The following is a 16,584-nucleotide window of genomic DNA, read 5'->3' as shown; positions in this document are numbered from 1 at the left end:
GATCTGTCATCACGTCTTGGTGCGCGCCGCGATGCGTGAGGCCAGCCCCATGTTATCGCCATCGCCCAAAATCGCCGCGCGCGATTGCGAGGCAAACTCGCGCCGCCAGAGCACCGATACGGTGAACAGCGTCGCCCCCATCAAGGCCAAGGGGCCAAGCATCCACGCCGTGGTGCCAAGCGCGAAATAGACCGAGCGCAGCCCGCGATTGAACCCGCGCGCGGCGGTGATATTGACCTCGGCCGCCTTGGCGGCGCGCGGCAGGGCGGCGCCGTCTTGGGCATTATTGGGCACGGCGGCCATCAGCACGAGGCAATAGCCGAACAAACGGTGCGACCAGACGAATTTCAAAAAGGCGTTGGCCAGAAAAATCAACGTGACCAACAGCTTGATCTCCCACACAATCGCAGGGGCGCTGTCGAGCGTGAGATCATTGGCCACGCCCACCAGCCGCTCGGAGTTGCCGATCAAGGCCAGCCCGCCGCCAATGGCGATCATCACCGCCGAGGCGAAAAACGACGTGCCCTCGCGCAGGGTGGCAAGGGTCTGCGCGTCGAAAATACGCGGCTGGCGCGTCACCAGTTGGCGCATCCATTCGCGGCGGTATTCGGCCATCAAAACCGAGACCGAGGGCCGCGTTTGCGAGGGGTGCTCGATCCGCCAGCCGATCAAGAGCCAAGCGGCAAACAGCCCGCCCACGGCGGCGAAATCAAGCGGGGTAAAAAGGGTGATACGGTCGGTCCAATTCATTGGCCTGTCATAGCGCGCGGTGCGGGGTCTTGTCATGCGGCAAAATTGGTAATAAGACTTTACCAATAGCGCCGCCGTCCTGCGACCCTTGTTCGATTGCTGTGGCTTTGCCCCTGTTTTCGGGCATGATCCGACCCAGTGGGGCCGCCTGCGCCCTGCACCCGCCATTTGCCCCCCCGTCCTGTGCCCCCTGCGCGCGGCCGACAAGGAGATATCCGATGCAGATGCCTGTGCCCGATGCTGCCGTATTGGCAAGAAAATCCGAACTGGTCGCGCGGCTCAGGGCGGTCATGGCGTCCGGCGCGGTGATCGACGATCCGATGGAAACGCGCGCCTATGAATGCGATGCGCTCACCGCCTATAAATGCGCGCCCTTGGCGGCCATTTTGCCCAGCACCACGGGCGAGGTCGCGGCGGCGCTCAAAATCTGCCACGAGATGGGCGTGCCTGTGGTGCCGCGCGGCGCGGGCACCTCGCTTGCGGGCGGGGCGCTGCCCACGGCCGATAGCGTGATCTTGGGCGTGGCGCGGATGAACGCTGTGCTGGAGACCGATTACGCCAACCGGTTGATCCGCGTGCAGACGGGGCGCACCAACCTCAGCGTCACAGGCGCGGTCGAACAGGACGGTTTTTTCTATGCGCCCGACCCGTCGAGCCAGCTTGCCTGTGCCATCGCGGGCAATATCGCGATGAATTCGGGCGGGGCGCATTGCCTCAAATACGGGGTGACGACGAACAATCTGATGGGCGTCACCATGGTGACCATGGAGGGCGAGATCCTCGAGATCGGCGGCGGCTACCTCGATGCGGGGGGATTGGATTTGCTCGGGGTGATCTGCGGCTCCGAAGGGCAGCTTGGCGTTGTGACCGAAGCGACATTGCGCATCCTGCCCAAGCCCGAAGGCGCGCGGCCCGTTCTCATCGGCTACGACAGCAATGAGGTCGCGGGGGCCTGCGTGTCGGATATCATCAAGGCGGGGGTTTTGCCCGTGGCGATCGAATTTATGGACCGCCCCTGCATCCGCGCCACCGAAGCCTTTGCCAAGGCCGGATACCCCGATTGCGAGGCGCTGCTCATCATCGAGGTCGAAGGCTCGCAGGCCGAGATCGACGCGCAACTGGCGCGGATCATCGAGATTGCCGAGCGCCACAACCCCGTCGAATTGCGCCAAAGCAAATCGGCCGAAGAAAGCGCGCGCATCTGGCTGGGCCGTAAATCGGCCTTTGGCGCCATGGGGCAGATCAACGATTACATGTGTCTGGACGGGACGATCCCCGTGTCGGAATTGCCCTATGTTTTGCGCCGCATTGGCGAGCTGTCGGCGCAATACGGGCTGGGCGTCGGCAATGTGTTTCACGCGGGCGACGGCAATATGCACCCGCTGATCCTGTTCGATGCCAATAAGGACGGCGATTTGGAGAAATGCGAGGCGATGGGGGCCGATATCCTCAAGCTATGCGTCGAGGTCGGCGGATGCCTGACGGGCGAGCATGGGGTGGGCGTCGAAAAGCGCGATCTGATGGCGCATCAATATAGTGACGCGGATCTGGAGGCGCAGATGCGGATCAAGGATGTGTTTGATCCCAAATGGCTTTTGAACGCGGCCAAGGTGTTTCCTCTGGCCCATTCGGACGCGAGGCGCGGCGCATGATGCGGCCCCAAACCGAGGGCCAATTGGCCGAGGCGATCCGTGATGCGCGCGCGCCTTTGAGCGTGCAAGGCGGCGGCACGCGCGGACTTCACGTGGCGGGCGAGGGGCTGAGCACGGCGGCGCTGCGCGGGATCAGCCTCTATGATCCGGGCGCTTTGACCATGGTCGCGGGCGCAGGCACGCCCTTGGCCGAGATCGAGGCGGCCTTGGAGGCCGAGGGGCAGATGCTCGCCTTTGAACCCTATGATCTGGCCCGCATGACGGGGGCGCAGGGCACCTCGACCATCGGCGGGGTCTTTGCGACCAATGCGTCAGGCCCGCGCCGCGTGCAGGTCGGGGCGGCGCGCGATTTTCTGCTTGGCGTGCGGTTTGTGGACGGGTCGGGCGAGATCGTCAAAAACGGCGGGCGGGTGATGAAAAATGTCACCGGCTATGATCTGGTCAAACTGATGGCGGGGGCGCATGGCACTTTGGGCGTGCTCAGCGAGGTCAGCTTCAAAACCCTGCCGCGCCCCCAAGCCAGCGCCACATTGCGGATCGCTGGCCTTGATCCGGCCCGCGCCGTGGCGGCGATGTCGGCGGCCATGGGCACGCCCTATGACGTGAGCGGCGCGGCGCATCTGGAGGCGGGCGGCGGGCAAACGGTCCTGCGTCTCGAAGGGTTCGAGGGGTCGGTCGCCTACCGCGCGCGCGCCCTGCGCGAGGCGCTGGCACCCTTCGGCGATGCGGCGCCCTGCGAGGGGGCGATCTGGTCCGGTTTGCGTGATCTGTCGGCGCTCGGCGCGGCGCAGCAGATATGGCGCGCGGCACTACGGCCCAGCGATGCACCCGCGTTTTTAGCGCGATTGCGCGCGCTTGGCGGCGGAGCCGAGGCGCGGGTGATGATGGATTGGAGCGGCGGGCGGTTGTGGATCGGCGCATCGGCGGGCGCGCAAGAGGGCGTGGCGCTGCACCGCGCTTTGCAAGAGCTTGGCGCGCAGATGCGCGGGCATGTGACCTTGATCCATAGCGATGCACCGCTGGAGGGTCCGAGGTTCCAGCCCGAGGCGGCAGGCGTGGCACGGATCAGCGCGGCCTTGCGGCGCAAATTCGACCCGCGCGGCCTGTTGAATGCGGGGCTGATGGGATAATGCTCTTGTCCTTCGTCATCGCCTTTATCGCCGGACCGGCGGCGTTCTTCGTTCTGGCGCGGCAATCGCGCGGACGGGTGGCGGTCTGGTCTTTGGGGCTGATGGCGGCGGGGTTGACGATTTCGGCTTTGGTCCTGTTCGAATGCGCCGCGGGCCAAGGCGCGCAGATCGCCGCTCTGGTCATGCTGTGGCTGGCATGGATCGCGGCGGTGACGATGGTGGTGCAGGCCCTGCGCCGCCGCTTGCCGCATATGGCGCGGGTGCTCAACGCGCTTGGCGCCATGGCGACAACATTGCCGTGGTTCGGTTTTTACTTTGCAACAATGGTGGCCCTCTAGATATGCGCACAGAATTTACCGCTCGGCAGCTTGAAAACCCCGCCACCGCCCGCGCCAACGAGATTTTGCGCGCCTGCGTGCATTGCGGCTTCTGCACCGCGACCTGCCCCACCTATCAGGTGCTGGGCGACGAACTCGACAGCCCGCGCGGGCGCATCTATCTGATCAAGGATATGCTGGAAAACGAGCGGGTGCCCGATGCCAAAACCGTGGGGCATATCGACCGCTGCCTAAGCTGTCTGGCCTGTATGACGACCTGCCCGTCGGGGGTGCATTATATGCATCTGGTCGATCATGCGCGCGCCTATATCGAGGAGCGCTACAAACGCCCGCTCACCGATCGCGCGCTGCGGTGGGTTCTGGCGCGCATTCTGCCCTATCCGACGCGGTTCCGTCTGGCTTTGCTGGGCGGGAAAATCGCGCGGCCCTTCGCTTGGGCGATGCCCGATGCGCGGCTCAAGGCGATGCTGGCCATGGCGCCCAAATATATCCCGCCCGTCAGCCGCAATGACGATCCGCAAAGCTTCGCGCCGCAGGCCCCGCGCAAGATGCGGGTGGCCTTGATGACGGGCTGTGCGCAAAAGGCGCTCAACACCGATATCAACGATGCGACGATCCGGCTTTTGACGCGGCTCGGCTGCGAGGTGGTGGTGGCCAAAGGCGCGGGATGCTGCGGCGCGCTCACCCATCACATGGGCAAGGAGCGCGAAAGCCACTCCGCCGCCCGTGCCAATATCGAGGCATGGAGCGCCGAGATGGAGGCGGGCGGATTGGACGCCATCGTGATCAATACCTCGGGCTGCGGGACGACCGTGAAGGATTACGGCCATATGTTCCGCAATTCCGACATTGCCGATAAAGCGCATAAAATCAGCGCTTTGGCCAAGGATATCAGCGAGGTATTGATGGATCTGGACCTGCCCCAAGGCGGGGCCGCGCCCTTGTCTGTGGCCTATCACGCGGCGTGCTCCTTGCAGCACGGGCAGCAAATCAAGACCCATCCCAAAACGCTTTTGGCGCGGGCGGGGTTCACGGTTCTGGAGCCTGCGGACAGCCATCTGTGCTGCGGCTCGGCGGGGACCTATAATTTGATGCAGCCGGAGATTTCCGGCCAGCTTAAGGCGCGCAAACTCGCCAGTTTGCAGGCGCTCAAGCCGCAGGTGATTGCGGCGGGCAACATCGGCTGCATGATGCAATTGGGCGCGGGGGCGGGCGTGCCGGTGGTGCATACGGTCGAGTTGCTCGATTGGGCCACGGGCGGGCCGAAACCGCCCGCGATGCGCACCGAGACCGCCCGCGCGCAGCCGGTTCCGATTTTGCGCTGATCTGCCCTATTTTCGCCGCAAGCGCGGGTTACTCAAGGCTAACAAAACCTTGAGGGATTGGGATGCTGAGCGCTATCCGATTGATTACATGTGCTTTCTTGGCGTTTGCACCGCTGGCATTGGCGGCGCAGGATGCGCAATTGCGCCGTCTCGACACCATCGACGACAGCCGTGGATGGGAGGCCGTGGGCCGTTTGGACGTGGACGGGCGCGGATTTTGCACCGGCGCTTTGATCGCGCCCGATCTGGTGCTGACGGCGGCGCATTGCCTGTTTGACAAGGACAGCAAGGCGCGGATCGACCACGAGAAAATCGAGTTTCTGGCCGGATGGCGCAACGGGCGCGCTTCGGCCTATCGCTGGATCAAACGCGCGGTTGTGCATCCCGAATATGTCTATGACGGCGAGGTCGGCGCCGAACGGGTGCGCAATGACGTGGCTTTGCTGGAGTTGCACCACCCCATTCGCAACACGACAGTGCGCCCCTTCGAGACGGACATCCGCCCGCGCAAGGGCGCGAAAATCGGCGTGGTCTCCTATGCGCGCGGGCGCTCGGATGCGCCTTCGCTGCAAGAGATTTGCCACGTCATGGCGCGCCAGCAAGGCGCGTTGGTGATGTCTTGCGATGTGGATTTCGGCAGCTCCGGCGCGCCGATTTTCTCCTTCGAGGGCGGCGTTGCGCGCATCGTGTCCGTGGTCTCGGCCAAGGCCACGGTGGAGGGCCAGCAGGTGGCGCTTGGCACGCAGCTTGAGGTGCCTTTGGAGATTTTGCGCGCCGAACTGGCCTCGGGCAAGGGGCTGGGGATCAATGCGGCGGGGCATGTATTGGTTGGCACGGCGCGGCGCGCCAATGGTGCCAAATTCGTCAAACCATGAGCGCGGCGCGGCGCATCATCGCGGCTGTGGCGGCGGCGCTTTTTGCCTTGCCTGCAGGGGCAGAGAATTCCGGTCTCAAACGGCTGGGCCATCCGAGCGATATTTTGGGATGGGAGGCCGTCGGGCGGCTTGATTTCGCGGGCGGGTTTTGCACCGGCGTGTTGATCGCGCCCGATCTGGTTCTGACGGCGGCGCATTGTATTTATGACCGGCGCACGGGTGCGGCGCGGCCGACGCAAAAAATGCGATTTCGCGCCGGATATCATGACGGGCGCTCGATCATCGACATGAAAATCGACCGCGCCGTGGCCGACCCCGATTACCGCCCCGCAGGGGGCACGGGGCCGAGCAACACCCGCCATGACGTGGCGCTTTTGAAGCTTGAGTATCCGGTGCCGGATACGGCGGCCAAACCGTTCAATTTGCACTCCGGCCTTGCGGTGGGGCAACGGGTGAGCGTGGTTTCCTACGGGCGCGGGCGCTCCGAGGCGCTGTCGCGGCAAAAGGACTGCGGGCTTTTGCGGCGCGAGGCGGGGCTGATGGCCTTTGATTGCGACGTGACCTTTGGCTCATCCGGCGCGCCGGTTTTTGTGCGCGAAAGCGGGCGGGCGCGGATTTTGTCGCTGATCTCGGCGGGGCGCGAAAAGGATGGCGGGATGATTTCCTTTGGCATGGAATTGCCCGCGATTGTCGCCTCGCTCAAACACGCATTGCGCGGCGCGCGCAGCGGCGGATTGACCGCATCGGCAGGGGCCAAGCGCATCACCATCGGCGCGCAGGCCGGGGTGAAGGCAGGCGCGAAGATGGGGGCGGGCAAACCACCCGTGCGGCGGCTTGGCAGTTCGGGCGGCGCGAAATTCGTGCGCGCCAAAGAGTAGCGCCGCACAGCAAGGCGGTAGGGCAAGACGGCACAGCTAGACAGCAGAGCAAGACGGCACAGCTAGACAGCAGAGCAAGACGGCACAGCAAGACCGCGCCTCAAGGGCGCGCCGCGCGCCTCTTGAAACCGATAAACCCCATCCCCAGATAGATTTTGCAGCAACGCCTCATGAGGGTTGCCGCGACTTATGACTGCGCCTGTCCGCGACGGAAGGCGCGCCCACTTTTGGTATCGCTCAATGGAGGATTCCCATGCGAAATTTTGACCTTGCTCCGCTCTATCGTAAGTCTGTCGGCTTTGATCAGATCGCCGATATGATGGACCGGATGATTTCTACCGAGACCGCCTCGCCCAGCTACCCGCCCTATAACATCGAGAAGACCGCCGAAGACGCTTGGCGCATCTCGATTGCCGTTGCCGGATTTGCCGAAAGCGATCTGGGTGTGGAAATGCGCGAGAATGCGTTGATCGTCACGGCCCGTAAGGCCGAAGAGATCGACGAAAAGACCTATCTGCATCGCGGAATTGCCACGCGCGCCTTTGAGCGCCGGTTCCAGTTGGCCGATCATGTGCGTGTGACGGGCGCGGAATATGCCGACGGTATGTTGCATGTCGATCTGGTGCGCGAGGTGCCCGAGGCGCTCAAGCCGCGGCAGATTGCGATCACCCGCGCAGCCTCTGCCGATGATGGCGTTTATGACAGCCAAGCGGTGAACTGACGCAGACCCCATCTCGCGGTCTGTTGTCCCCCAGCCGCGAGAAAGCCCGCTCCGACAGGCGTGTCGGGGCGGGCTTTTGTTTGTCCCATGTGGGCGCTGATGCCCTATCGGCAAAGCCTTGCGGCGGGCCTTACACCGACATGCAGATGTATTTCATCTCCAGATAGTCCTCCATCCCGTGGTGGCTGCCTTCGCGGCCAAGGCCGGATTGTTTGACCCCGCCAAAGGGCGCGACCTCGGTCGAGATAATGCCGGTGTTCACCCCGACGATCCCGTATTCGAGGGCTTCGGCCACCTTGTAAACGCGGCTCAGATCCTTGGCGTAGAAATAGGAGGCGAGGCCGAAAATCGTGTCATTGGCCAAATCGATCACCTCGTCCTCGTCTTCGAATTTGAACAGGGGCGCGAAGGGGCCAAAGGTCTCTTCGGTGGCCACGGCCATCTCGCGGGTGGCGCCGGTGACGATGGTGGGCGCAAAGAAATTGCCCTCCATCTGGTCCCCGCCCAAGATCACTTCGCCGCCTTTGGATGTGGCGTCGGCGATATGTTCCTTGACCTTATCGGCGGCCTCGGCGTTGATCAGCGGGCCGAAATCCGTGCCTTGAGCCATGCCGTCGCCGACCTTCATCTTGCCGACCGCCGCCTTGAGGCGTTTGGCGAATTCGTCATAGACGCCCGCTTGCACATAGATGCGGTTGGCGCATACGCAGGTCTGGCCGTTGTTGCGGAATTTGCACATGATCGCGCCCTCGACGGCGGCGTCGAGATCGGCGTCGTCAAAGACGATAAAGGGCGCGTTGCCGCCCAGCTCCATCGAGCATTTCATCACCTGATCGGCGGCTTGGCGCAGCAAGATGCGCCCCACTTCGGTCGAGCCGGTAAAGGTCAGTTTGCGCACCAAGGGGTTCTCGCAAAACTCCTTGCCCGCCTCGGAGGCGCGCGAGGAGGTGACCACCGAGAACACGCCTTTGGGGATGCCCGCGCGCTCGGCCAGAACCGCAAGCACCAGCGCCGAAAGCGGGGTTTCCTTGGCGGGGCGCGCGACAAAGGCGCATCCGGCGGCCAAGGCGGGGCCAGCCTTGCGGGTGATCATCGCATTGGGGAAATTCCACGGGGTGATCGAGGCGGCAACGCCGATGGGTTGCTTGATCACCGTGATGCGTTTGTCGCGCTGGTGACCGGGGATGGTTTCGCCGTAATTGCGTTTGGCCTCTTCGCCGAAAAACTCGATGAAGGAGGCGCCATAGGCAATCTCGCCCTTGGCCTCCGCGAGGGGTTTGCCTTGCTCGGCGGTCAAGATGGTGCCCAGATCGTCTTGGTTCTCCATCATCAGATCGAACCATTTGCGCAAGAGGGCGGCGCGCTCCTTGCCGGTCAACTTGGCCCAGTCTTTTTGCGCCTTTGCGGCGGCTTCGATGGCTTTGGCGATCTGTGCGCGGCTCAGGTCGGCGACATTGGCGATCACATCGCCGCGGGCGGGATTGGTGACCTCGAATGTGCCCTGCTCGCCTGCGGTCCATGTGCCGTCCAGATAGGCGGCTTCGACCAGAAGGCTGGGGTCTTTGAGCAAGGATTTGAGATCGGTTTGAGCGGGCATGATGTGTCCTCCTGAGGTGTGTCTCTTTGCAGAGCATTTAGGGCGCGGCTTGTCCAGAGAAAGCGGCGGGAGCGGTTGTGGCCGATCTGCGCCTCCGGCGGGGATATTTGCGGAACCTGCAAAGGGTCAGCCGTGGGTGTCCGCATAGGTCGGCATCACGTCGCCAGCGGCGGCGCGGGCATGGAACACGGCGCGGGCGATGGCGCGGGCCATGACGGTGGCGGCGCCGTGGCCAAGATAGAGCGTATCGGCGGCGGGGTTTTGCAGTGCGCGCGCGCCGGTGGCGGCGGCGAAAATCAGGTCTCCGTCCATCGGGGTATGGGCAGGGAAGAGCGCGCGGGCAAAGCCGTCATGGGCGGCGGTGGCAAGGCGGGTGCATTGCGATTGCGTGAGGTCCGCGTCGGTGGCGATTATGCCGATGGTGGTATTGGCGGGCGCATCGGCGCGGGCGCCCATTTTGGTCGGCGGGGTATGGGTGTCGCCGTAGTCTGTTGCGGTGCCTTTGCCGCCGAATTCGCCGCCCTGTTCGAAAGGCGCGGCCCAAAAATGCGGGCCGCCGTTTACGGTGGCCGCGCCAAGCGCATTGACCGCGACCAGCGCGCCGATGGTATGGCCGGAGGGCAGGCGGATCGAGGCCGAGCCTAGCCCACCTTTGAGATTGGCGGTGAGCGCGCCGGTGCCCGCGCCGTAGCTGCCCAGATTGAAGGTCTCGGCGGCCGCGCCCAAGGCCGCGCGGCCAAGGGATTTATAGGGGTTCTCGGCCCAGTTTTTGTCGCCGCCATTGATCAGGTCGAACAAGATGGCCGAAGGCACGATGGGCACGTTTTGATCGCCGACGACAAAGCCGCGCCCCTGCGCGCGCAGCGCATCCGCAACGCCGGAGGCCGCATCCAGCCCGAAGGCCGATCCGCCCGAAAGCACCAGAGCATCGACCTGCTCGACGGTTTTGTCGGGGGCCAAAAGATCGGTTTCGCGGGTGCCGGGCGCGCCGCCCATGACATGCACGCCCGCGGTAAAGGGCGCATCCCCGACGAGCACGGTGCAGCCGGTTTTGATCGCGTCGTCAGAGGCATTGCCGACCCTCAGGCCGGCCACATCGGTGATCAAATTGCGCAGGGGCTGGGTCATGGTGGGCCTTTGATGGTTGGCGGCGACACCGGTCGGCGGCGCAGACGATCTTGCGGGCGCATAAAGCGCGGGCGCTTGGGCGCTACTATTGGCAAGGCGCGCGAGAGGCGCAAGGGCGCAATCCTGCGCTGCGGTTTTCACGTGCCTTGATGGAAGCGCCATGGTAGCAAGCCCTACGGCTGCGGAGGATGGCGTCTTCCGGTTTTGAGGCCGAACAGTCCTGAACGCCGGGACCTTTCTTTGTTTGGGGAGGTCATGATGACTGAACGCACTGCTTTTGAATTTATGCCCAACGGGGCGCGCGCGACATTGCCGTTTGCGCCCGAGGAATATGCTGCGCGGCTCTCCGGTTTGCGCGCGGTGATGGAGGAGATGGGGGTCAGTTCGGCCGTTCTGACCTCGATGCAAAACATCGCCTATTATTCGGGCTTTTTGTATTGCAGCTTCGGGCGGCCCTATGGGCTCGTCGTGACCGAGGATCGTGCGGTGGTGATTTCGGCGGGGATTGACGCGGGGCAACCGTGGCGGCGCAGTCATTGCGAGAGCCTGACCTATACCGATTGGGCGAGGGGCAATTTCTGGCGCGCGATTGCCAGCATTGTCGATGGCGACGAGGTGGTCGGATATGAGGGCGATCACCTGACGCTGCAGATGCGCGATGCGCTCGAACATCATCTCGACCCGATGGTGATCTTGGATATCTCCGAGGCGATGATGCGGCAACGGATGGTAAAATCTGTTGCGGAACAGGCGCTTATCCGCGAGGGCGCGCGGATTGCGGATCTGGGCGGGGCGGCGATCCGCGAGGCGATCACGCTTGGCGCGCGGGAGATCGACGTGGCCATGGCGGGGCGCGATGCGATGGAGTTGGAGATTGCCCGCGCCTTTCCCGATGCCGAATATCGCGACACTTGGGTGTGGTTCCAATCGGGGATCAACACCGATGGGGCGCATAATCCGGTGACCTCTAGAGCTTTGAAAACGGGCGATATTTTGAGCCTCAATACCTTTCCGATGATCTCGGGATACTACACGGCTTTGGAGCGCACGTTGTTTTTGGGAGAGGTCGATGCGGCCTCCTTGGCGATTTGGGAGGCCAATGTGGCGGCGCATGAACTGGGGCTGTCCTTGATCAAGCCGGGCGCAAGATGCGATGAAATTACCAAAGAAATCAATGCCTTCTATGCCGAGCGGGATCTTTTGAAATATCGCAGTTTCGGCTATGGGCACAGCTTTGGCATCTTGTCGCATTACTATGGGCGCGAGGCGGGATTGGAGCTGCGCGAGGATATCGACACGGTGCTCGAAGAGGGCATGGTGGTGTCGATGGAGCCGATGCTGACGATCCCCGAAGGCATGGCGGGCGCGGGCGGGTATCGCGAGCATGATATTCTAATCATTGGGAAAAACGGCGCCGAGAACATCACAAAATTCCCCTATGGACCGGCACATAATGTGATCGCCTAGGCGCGCGCGGGGGCGGCGCATCCCGCGCCTCTGGCCCCGATCGCCGCGCCCGTCAGGGCAGGGCGGGCGCGGCATTTTGCGCCCGCTTTCGGGCGGGTTTTTGCTGCGGTTCGGGGGCGCGATTTGGCGGTCGGTATCACGTCGGTATTTTGTCGGTATTGCGTCGGTGCGATTTTGCGCGGCGCGGGCAGGGTCGGGCTGGCTGGGTCGGTCGGGCTGGCGGGTTAGAACGGGCGGAGCAAAACGCGCAGGGTCAGGCTGGCAGGGTCGGGCGCGCGAGCCTCTCATCGGGGCGCCAAGCGCAATCGGCCGCGCGCCGCGCCGGATTTTCCTTCCCTTCCATTGGCGGTTTTGCAACAGTTCAAACAAAGCGGGGGCGGGGGTATGTAAATTGGTGTTACATCTTCCCATATCCCATTTGTAACGACGATTTCATGAGGGATAAGTGATGGCCAATTTCGAAACCCAGATGCGCGAAAGCCAAGAGCAGGTCGCAGCCGCGCAGGCGAAAATCTCCGAACTGACCAGCCGGATCGAGAGCGCGCGCGGCAAGATCGACAGCGGCGAGGCGAATATCGACATCGAGAACGCCACGCTTGAGGATGTGCACGCCCATACCGAGGTGATGAACGCCAATATCGCCGAATTGATCATGGGGCTGGACGATGTGACATCGGCCTTTTCCAAAGACTTCAACGAGATGCGCTCGAAAACCGGATGGGAAAGCTTTGTCGGGATTTTCGCCAAGGCCAAATCGGAATCGATGCGCCAAGAGCGGATGAAAACCGCCAGCATCGACGACAAGCTGCAAGACCTCATCGCCAAATCCGATGTGATCACACAGCTGTTGCAAGGGCAATTGGCGGTGCTCGAAGAGCAAAAGACGCGGGTCGAGGACAACCTGACCGGCACGCTGGACGAGCGCGAATTTACCGTGGGCGAATTGGAGGCCGTGCGGGCCGAAATTCTGGCGATGGATCCCAAGATCATCGAATTGGAGAATAAAATCTCGGTCGAGCAGGACGCCGCCGCGCGCACGCGGCTGGAGACGCAATTGGCCGATCTGAACAAGGCCTATAACGCGATGGTGCAGGACGAGCAGGTCAAATTGGCCAAGAGCCAGACGCTCGAGCGCTATATCGAGAAGGGCAAGACATGGGTCGACAGTTTGCAAAACCAGGCCGCGACGCAGATGGTTTTGATCAACAAACTGCAAACGGACACCAAGCAACGTGTTGTTTTGTATGACGCTTTGACCAAATCGCTCAAGACCGCGCAGCAACAGGACGTCGCGCACCGGATCAACGAGATCGGGGTGGAAACCGACAAGGAGGCACAGGCCTCTATGGCGGCGATCGGCACGGCGACGAACCAGCGGATGGCCGACATGCTCGAAGGTCACGCGGATAATATGGTCTTTGCGCGGCAGGTTCTGGAGGCCAAGGCCAAGGCGGACGAACGCTTTGCGCGCCGCTTCGAGAAGATCGTCGAGCAGCATGACAAGAACCTTTACGGGGGCTGATCCGATGCGCCGCTTCCATGGGCAGAGCGCGCCATGAGCGCCGCCGATCTCACGCGCGACCATGTGGCGCTCACCGACGGGTTCGCGGCGCGGCGCTATTTCGCCAAATTCGAGGCGATCACCGCCCATATGGGGCGCGTGGCGGCGCAGATGCGCGCCGAAGGGCGGTTGAGCGATACGGATGTCGATATTCTGGGCCGCTATCAGGTGGCGCTGGGCTTTACCTTCAAGGCGCTGGCGCTCAAATACCTGATGACCGGCAAGGCGAGCGAGCGGTTTTTGACCGCCATGAGCTTTGACGCGGTCGAGAGCGGTTTTCCCGTGGCGGCGGAGCTTTTGGTCATGGCCAATGACGCGCTGCAAGCCGAACGCCATCTGGCGCAGGCGCCAAGCGCGGCGCAGCTCAAGGCCGATATGGTGCAAAAGATCACCAGTGATTACGAGGTGCCGGTCAAGCTGCAATATGCGCTTAGCCAGCGGCTCTATTACGAGGAACTGGCCAAGGGCGGGCTGTTTTGGGCGCGCAATGATCCCGAGGCGATCTGGATCGAGAACAGTGGCGAGGGGCGCGATATGCGCCGCCGTTATGTGCTGCATTGGGCGGTTTATGACAGCCAATACAACCTGCCCGCCGTCTATATCATGGAGGTGGAGGACAGCGGCAAATACGCATTGGCCAGGGATCAGCGCCGATGGCCCGAGGTGCAGGCGCATTTGATGGGGCAGGCCTTGGGCGGGCTGAAACTGGTGACGATTGCGGCGGGGTTTGACGAAAGCTTTGACGATCTGCACCCCAAACGTTTGCGCCGCTTCCATCTGGGGCCGATGTATAGCCATGCCTTCACCCGCCAGTCGGGGCCGATTGCCGAGGTTCTGGCCAGCGCCAAGGCGCCGATGGGCCAAGATTGGGCGATGGCGTGGACGCTTGAGGTGCTCTCGTCCGAAAAGGTGCGCGAGGAGCGCGCCGGATGGCTGAGCACCGTGGAGCGCGAGGTCTATGCGCTCGACCCGTTTTCGGGGCGCGGCGCGGATACGGGGGCCACATCGACCGAGCGGATGATCATCCTGCCCGAACGGCCCTATCAGGCGCTCGAAGAAATGCGCCCCGCGGGCTTCGAGAGCATCCGCAAATTCGTGGTCAGCCCGCAAGGACGGGTGTTGAGCTATAGGTAAAGGCGCGCGCCACTGGGCGGCGTGCGAAGCGAGAAGGCGTAAGAGATGAGTTTGACCAGCGATCTGATGGAGCTGCGCGAGGGCGATATCACCAAACATTACGCGGCGGCGACCGCGATGATCGAGGGTGTCGATCACACCCCGCGCATCGGCAAGGGCAAAGAGGCCTCTGCCGCGCCCGAACGCTCGGCGGGGATCGGCACGCGGCGGCGGTTTCGCAGCACCACACCGGGTTTGGTGACGCGTTCGACCGCGCGGCCCGAGGGGGTGCAACTGGCCGCCACGATCGAGGGGGCGGGCGCCGCCGATCCTCTGGTCTCTCCGGCGCAGGCCAGCGCCCTGCATGCGCTGCGCCGCGCTTTGGCGATTGCTCTGGCGGTGGGCGAGACCTACGGCGAGGCGACCGGATTGACGGCGCTCAAACGTGCCAATCTTGAGGGCGGCTTGTCCGACGCCCGCAAATCGGAGTTCTCCGAGCTTCTCGCCGCCGAGGCTTTGTGCGTCACTTACGTTTTCGCCAATGCGGCGGCGTTTTTGATCGGGCCGCTTTTGGGCGAGACCACGGTCGAGGTGGGCGAGGTCGAGGAAATCCTGACCGACAACGCGCAACTGGCGCTGCACGGGATGATCTGGGAGCTTGACCAAGACATTGCCGCGCTGGGCACGGATGATGCGCGGCTGGTGGCGGTGATCGCGGCCTATGCCGAACAGGCGATGGAGAAAATCGCCCTGCGCGCCCAAACCGCCCCGCGACTTCAGGCTTTCACGGGCGCAAGCTGGCGCATCGAGGCCGATGATCTGACCCTGCGCGGCTTTACCCCCGCCTCCAAGGGCAAGGGCACGACCCTGACCATGACCTTCAAAAAGCCCCATGAGGTCGTCGGCAACCATATCGCCAAATACCAAGCCATGCGTTTGGCCAAAATGCTCATGGCCTATGATTTCGACCGCAAATTGAACCCGTTTGCCGAACTCGGCGGGTTTATTTTCACCTTTATGGGCGACGGCAAACCGGGGACCGGCAAGACCACGCTGATCCAGATGATGGCCGGATTGCTCAATGACTATTGCGCCGTGGCGGGATATCCGTTCCGCTATCAAAACCTGTCGACCGACAATATCGACAGCTATCAAGGCAAATCGGGCCAGAACGCCAAAGCCTTTATCAACACGGTGCTCGACCCCACGGTGATCGGGTTCGGCACCATCGATGATATCGACCAATTGGCGGGCAAACGCGGGGACCGGCAATCCTCGGCGGGGCAGCTTGAGATCACGGCGGTGTTGATGGAAAGCTTTGCAGGGGCCAATACGGTGGTGCGCGGCAATTGCACCTTTGGCATGTTCTCGAATTATCCCGAAAACGTCGATGACGCCCTGCGCCAACGGGCGGGGGCGCGGTTTTTGATCGACGGGCCGCAAACGCGCGAGGATTACATCGACATTCTGGCGCTCTTGATGGGCAAGCACCACGACATCCCTCTGGGCGATCACGAGGTCTTTGCCGCGCAGGAAATCAAACGCGCCGTCGCGGCCAGTTTCGAGGGCCACAACCGCCCGCAAGAGGCCGGATTGATCGAGGTTTTCGCCCGCGTCGAGGAAAAGATCGGCGCGCTTGATACGATTGCCAAACTGGGCGGCTATCTCAAGGCGATCCAAGAGGCGGACCCGCGGTTCACAGGACGCGCGATCAAGAATATCACCGATGCGGTCAAGGTCCGGTCGATGGATTTCGAATTGCCCGACGCGTGGATGGAAAACCCCGACCTGTTCTTGTTCAAGGATTACGAGACCAAAAAGGCGATGATCGAGGATCTGCGCGTCAAGGTGACGCCGCAAATGGTCTTGCAAGAGATCAACCGCTACGCCGACAGCGAGTTTCGCTACGCCGACAAAAGCGACGAGGTGGCGATCGACAATATGGTGCGCGATTTTGGCCGCCAAGAAGAGGCCAAGCGGCGCTATCTGGAGGGGAAGAATGGCTAAGGCCCCTACTCCTATCGCGCCTTTTTCCGACCCGCGTATCGG

Annotated in this window: 14 protein-coding genes; 11 read left to right on the top strand and 3 right to left on the bottom strand. The window is 62.9% G+C overall.

Annotation, left to right across the window (positions count from 1 at the left end; genetic code table 11):
* Positions 1 to 9: 9 nt before the first annotated feature.
* Complete coding sequence (locus ABWV64_RS06580; protein WP_353343460.1) at positions 10 to 750, bottom strand: DUF599 domain-containing protein; 741 nt, start codon at positions 748 to 750, stop codon at positions 10 to 12.
* A gap of 218 nt (positions 751 to 968) precedes the next feature.
* On the opposite strand from ABWV64_RS06580, the gene ABWV64_RS06575 reads away from it, so the two are divergent.
* The 7 genes from ABWV64_RS06575 (at position 969) to ABWV64_RS06545 (ending at position 7,669) form a co-directional block, all read left to right on the top strand.
* Entirely contained in the window at positions 969 to 2,402 is a 1,434-nt protein-coding gene (locus tag ABWV64_RS06575) for an FAD-linked oxidase C-terminal domain-containing protein (RefSeq protein ID WP_353343459.1), read from the top strand.
* Positions 2,402 to 3,532 carry an FAD-binding protein gene (locus ABWV64_RS06570; protein WP_353344546.1) on the top strand — a complete coding sequence of 377 codons (1,131 nt, stop codon included), beginning with the start codon at positions 2,402 to 2,404 and terminating at the stop codon, positions 3,530 to 3,532. Before ABWV64_RS06575 ends, ABWV64_RS06570 begins: the two co-directional genes overlap by 1 nt.
* A 5-nt stretch (positions 3,533 to 3,537) precedes the next feature.
* Entirely contained in the window at positions 3,538 to 3,870 is a 333-nt protein-coding gene (locus ABWV64_RS06565) for a hypothetical protein (RefSeq protein ID WP_353343458.1), read from the top strand.
* Between the two features lie 2 nt (positions 3,871 to 3,872).
* On the top strand, positions 3,873 to 5,195 hold the full coding sequence (gene glcF, locus ABWV64_RS06560; RefSeq protein WP_353343457.1) for a glycolate oxidase subunit GlcF: 1,323 nt from the start codon (positions 3,873 to 3,875) through the stop codon (positions 5,193 to 5,195).
* Positions 5,196 to 5,257: 62 nt separating this feature from the next.
* On the top strand, positions 5,258 to 6,070 hold the full coding sequence (locus tag ABWV64_RS06555; RefSeq protein ID WP_502902623.1) for a trypsin-like serine peptidase: 813 nt from the start codon (positions 5,258 to 5,260) through the stop codon (positions 6,068 to 6,070).
* A complete protein-coding gene (locus ABWV64_RS06550; protein WP_353343455.1) occupies positions 6,067 to 6,948 on the top strand; it encodes a trypsin-like serine peptidase in 882 nt (293 codons plus the stop codon). Before ABWV64_RS06555 ends, ABWV64_RS06550 begins: the two co-directional genes overlap by 4 nt.
* Before the next feature lie 253 nt (positions 6,949 to 7,201).
* On the top strand, positions 7,202 to 7,669 hold the full coding sequence (locus tag ABWV64_RS06545; protein ID WP_353343454.1) for an Hsp20 family protein: 468 nt from the start codon (positions 7,202 to 7,204) through the stop codon (positions 7,667 to 7,669).
* Between the two features lie 130 nt (positions 7,670 to 7,799).
* Here the strand turns inward: ABWV64_RS06545 and ABWV64_RS06540 are convergent, their stop codons facing one another.
* Positions 7,800 to 9,266: an NAD-dependent succinate-semialdehyde dehydrogenase gene (locus tag ABWV64_RS06540; protein ID WP_502902622.1), complete on the bottom strand. Its 1,467-nt coding sequence runs from the start codon at positions 9,264 to 9,266 to the stop codon at positions 7,800 to 7,802.
* Positions 9,267 to 9,392: 126 nt separating this feature from the next.
* Complete coding sequence (locus tag ABWV64_RS06535) at positions 9,393 to 10,394, bottom strand: P1 family peptidase (RefSeq protein WP_353343453.1); 1,002 nt, start codon at positions 10,392 to 10,394, stop codon at positions 9,393 to 9,395.
* A 258-nt stretch (positions 10,395 to 10,652) separates the two neighbouring features.
* Here ABWV64_RS06535 and ABWV64_RS06530 point away from each other — a divergent pair, with 258 nt between their 5' ends.
* The 4 genes from ABWV64_RS06530 to ABWV64_RS06515 all read left to right on the top strand — a co-directional run bounded on the left by ABWV64_RS06530 (position 10,653) and on the right by ABWV64_RS06515 (position 16,542).
* The gene (locus tag ABWV64_RS06530; RefSeq protein WP_502902621.1) at positions 10,653 to 11,861 is read left to right on the top strand and encodes an aminopeptidase P family protein; all 1,209 of its coding nucleotides are present in this window, start codon (positions 10,653 to 10,655) and stop codon (positions 11,859 to 11,861) included.
* A 448-nt stretch (positions 11,862 to 12,309) separates the two neighbouring features.
* Positions 12,310 to 13,383, top strand: a complete 1,074-nt coding sequence (locus ABWV64_RS06525) for a hypothetical protein (protein WP_353343451.1) — start codon at positions 12,310 to 12,312, stop codon at positions 13,381 to 13,383.
* Positions 13,384 to 13,416: 33 nt separating this feature from the next.
* Positions 13,417 to 14,556, top strand: coding sequence for a hypothetical protein (locus ABWV64_RS06520; protein WP_353343450.1), 1,140 nt, complete (start codon positions 13,417 to 13,419; stop codon positions 14,554 to 14,556).
* A gap of 45 nt (positions 14,557 to 14,601) precedes the next feature.
* Positions 14,602 to 16,542, top strand: a complete 1,941-nt coding sequence (locus ABWV64_RS06515) for an AAA family ATPase (protein ID WP_353343449.1) — start codon at positions 14,602 to 14,604, stop codon at positions 16,540 to 16,542.
* Positions 16,543 to 16,584: the final 42 nt, after the last annotated feature.

The sequence above is a fragment of the Litorivita sp. NS0012-18 genome (assembly GCF_040371945.1).
Taxonomy (GTDB): Bacteria; Pseudomonadota; Alphaproteobacteria; order Rhodobacterales; family Rhodobacteraceae; genus Litorivita.
This window is presented reverse-complemented; position numbering and strand designations above follow the sequence as displayed.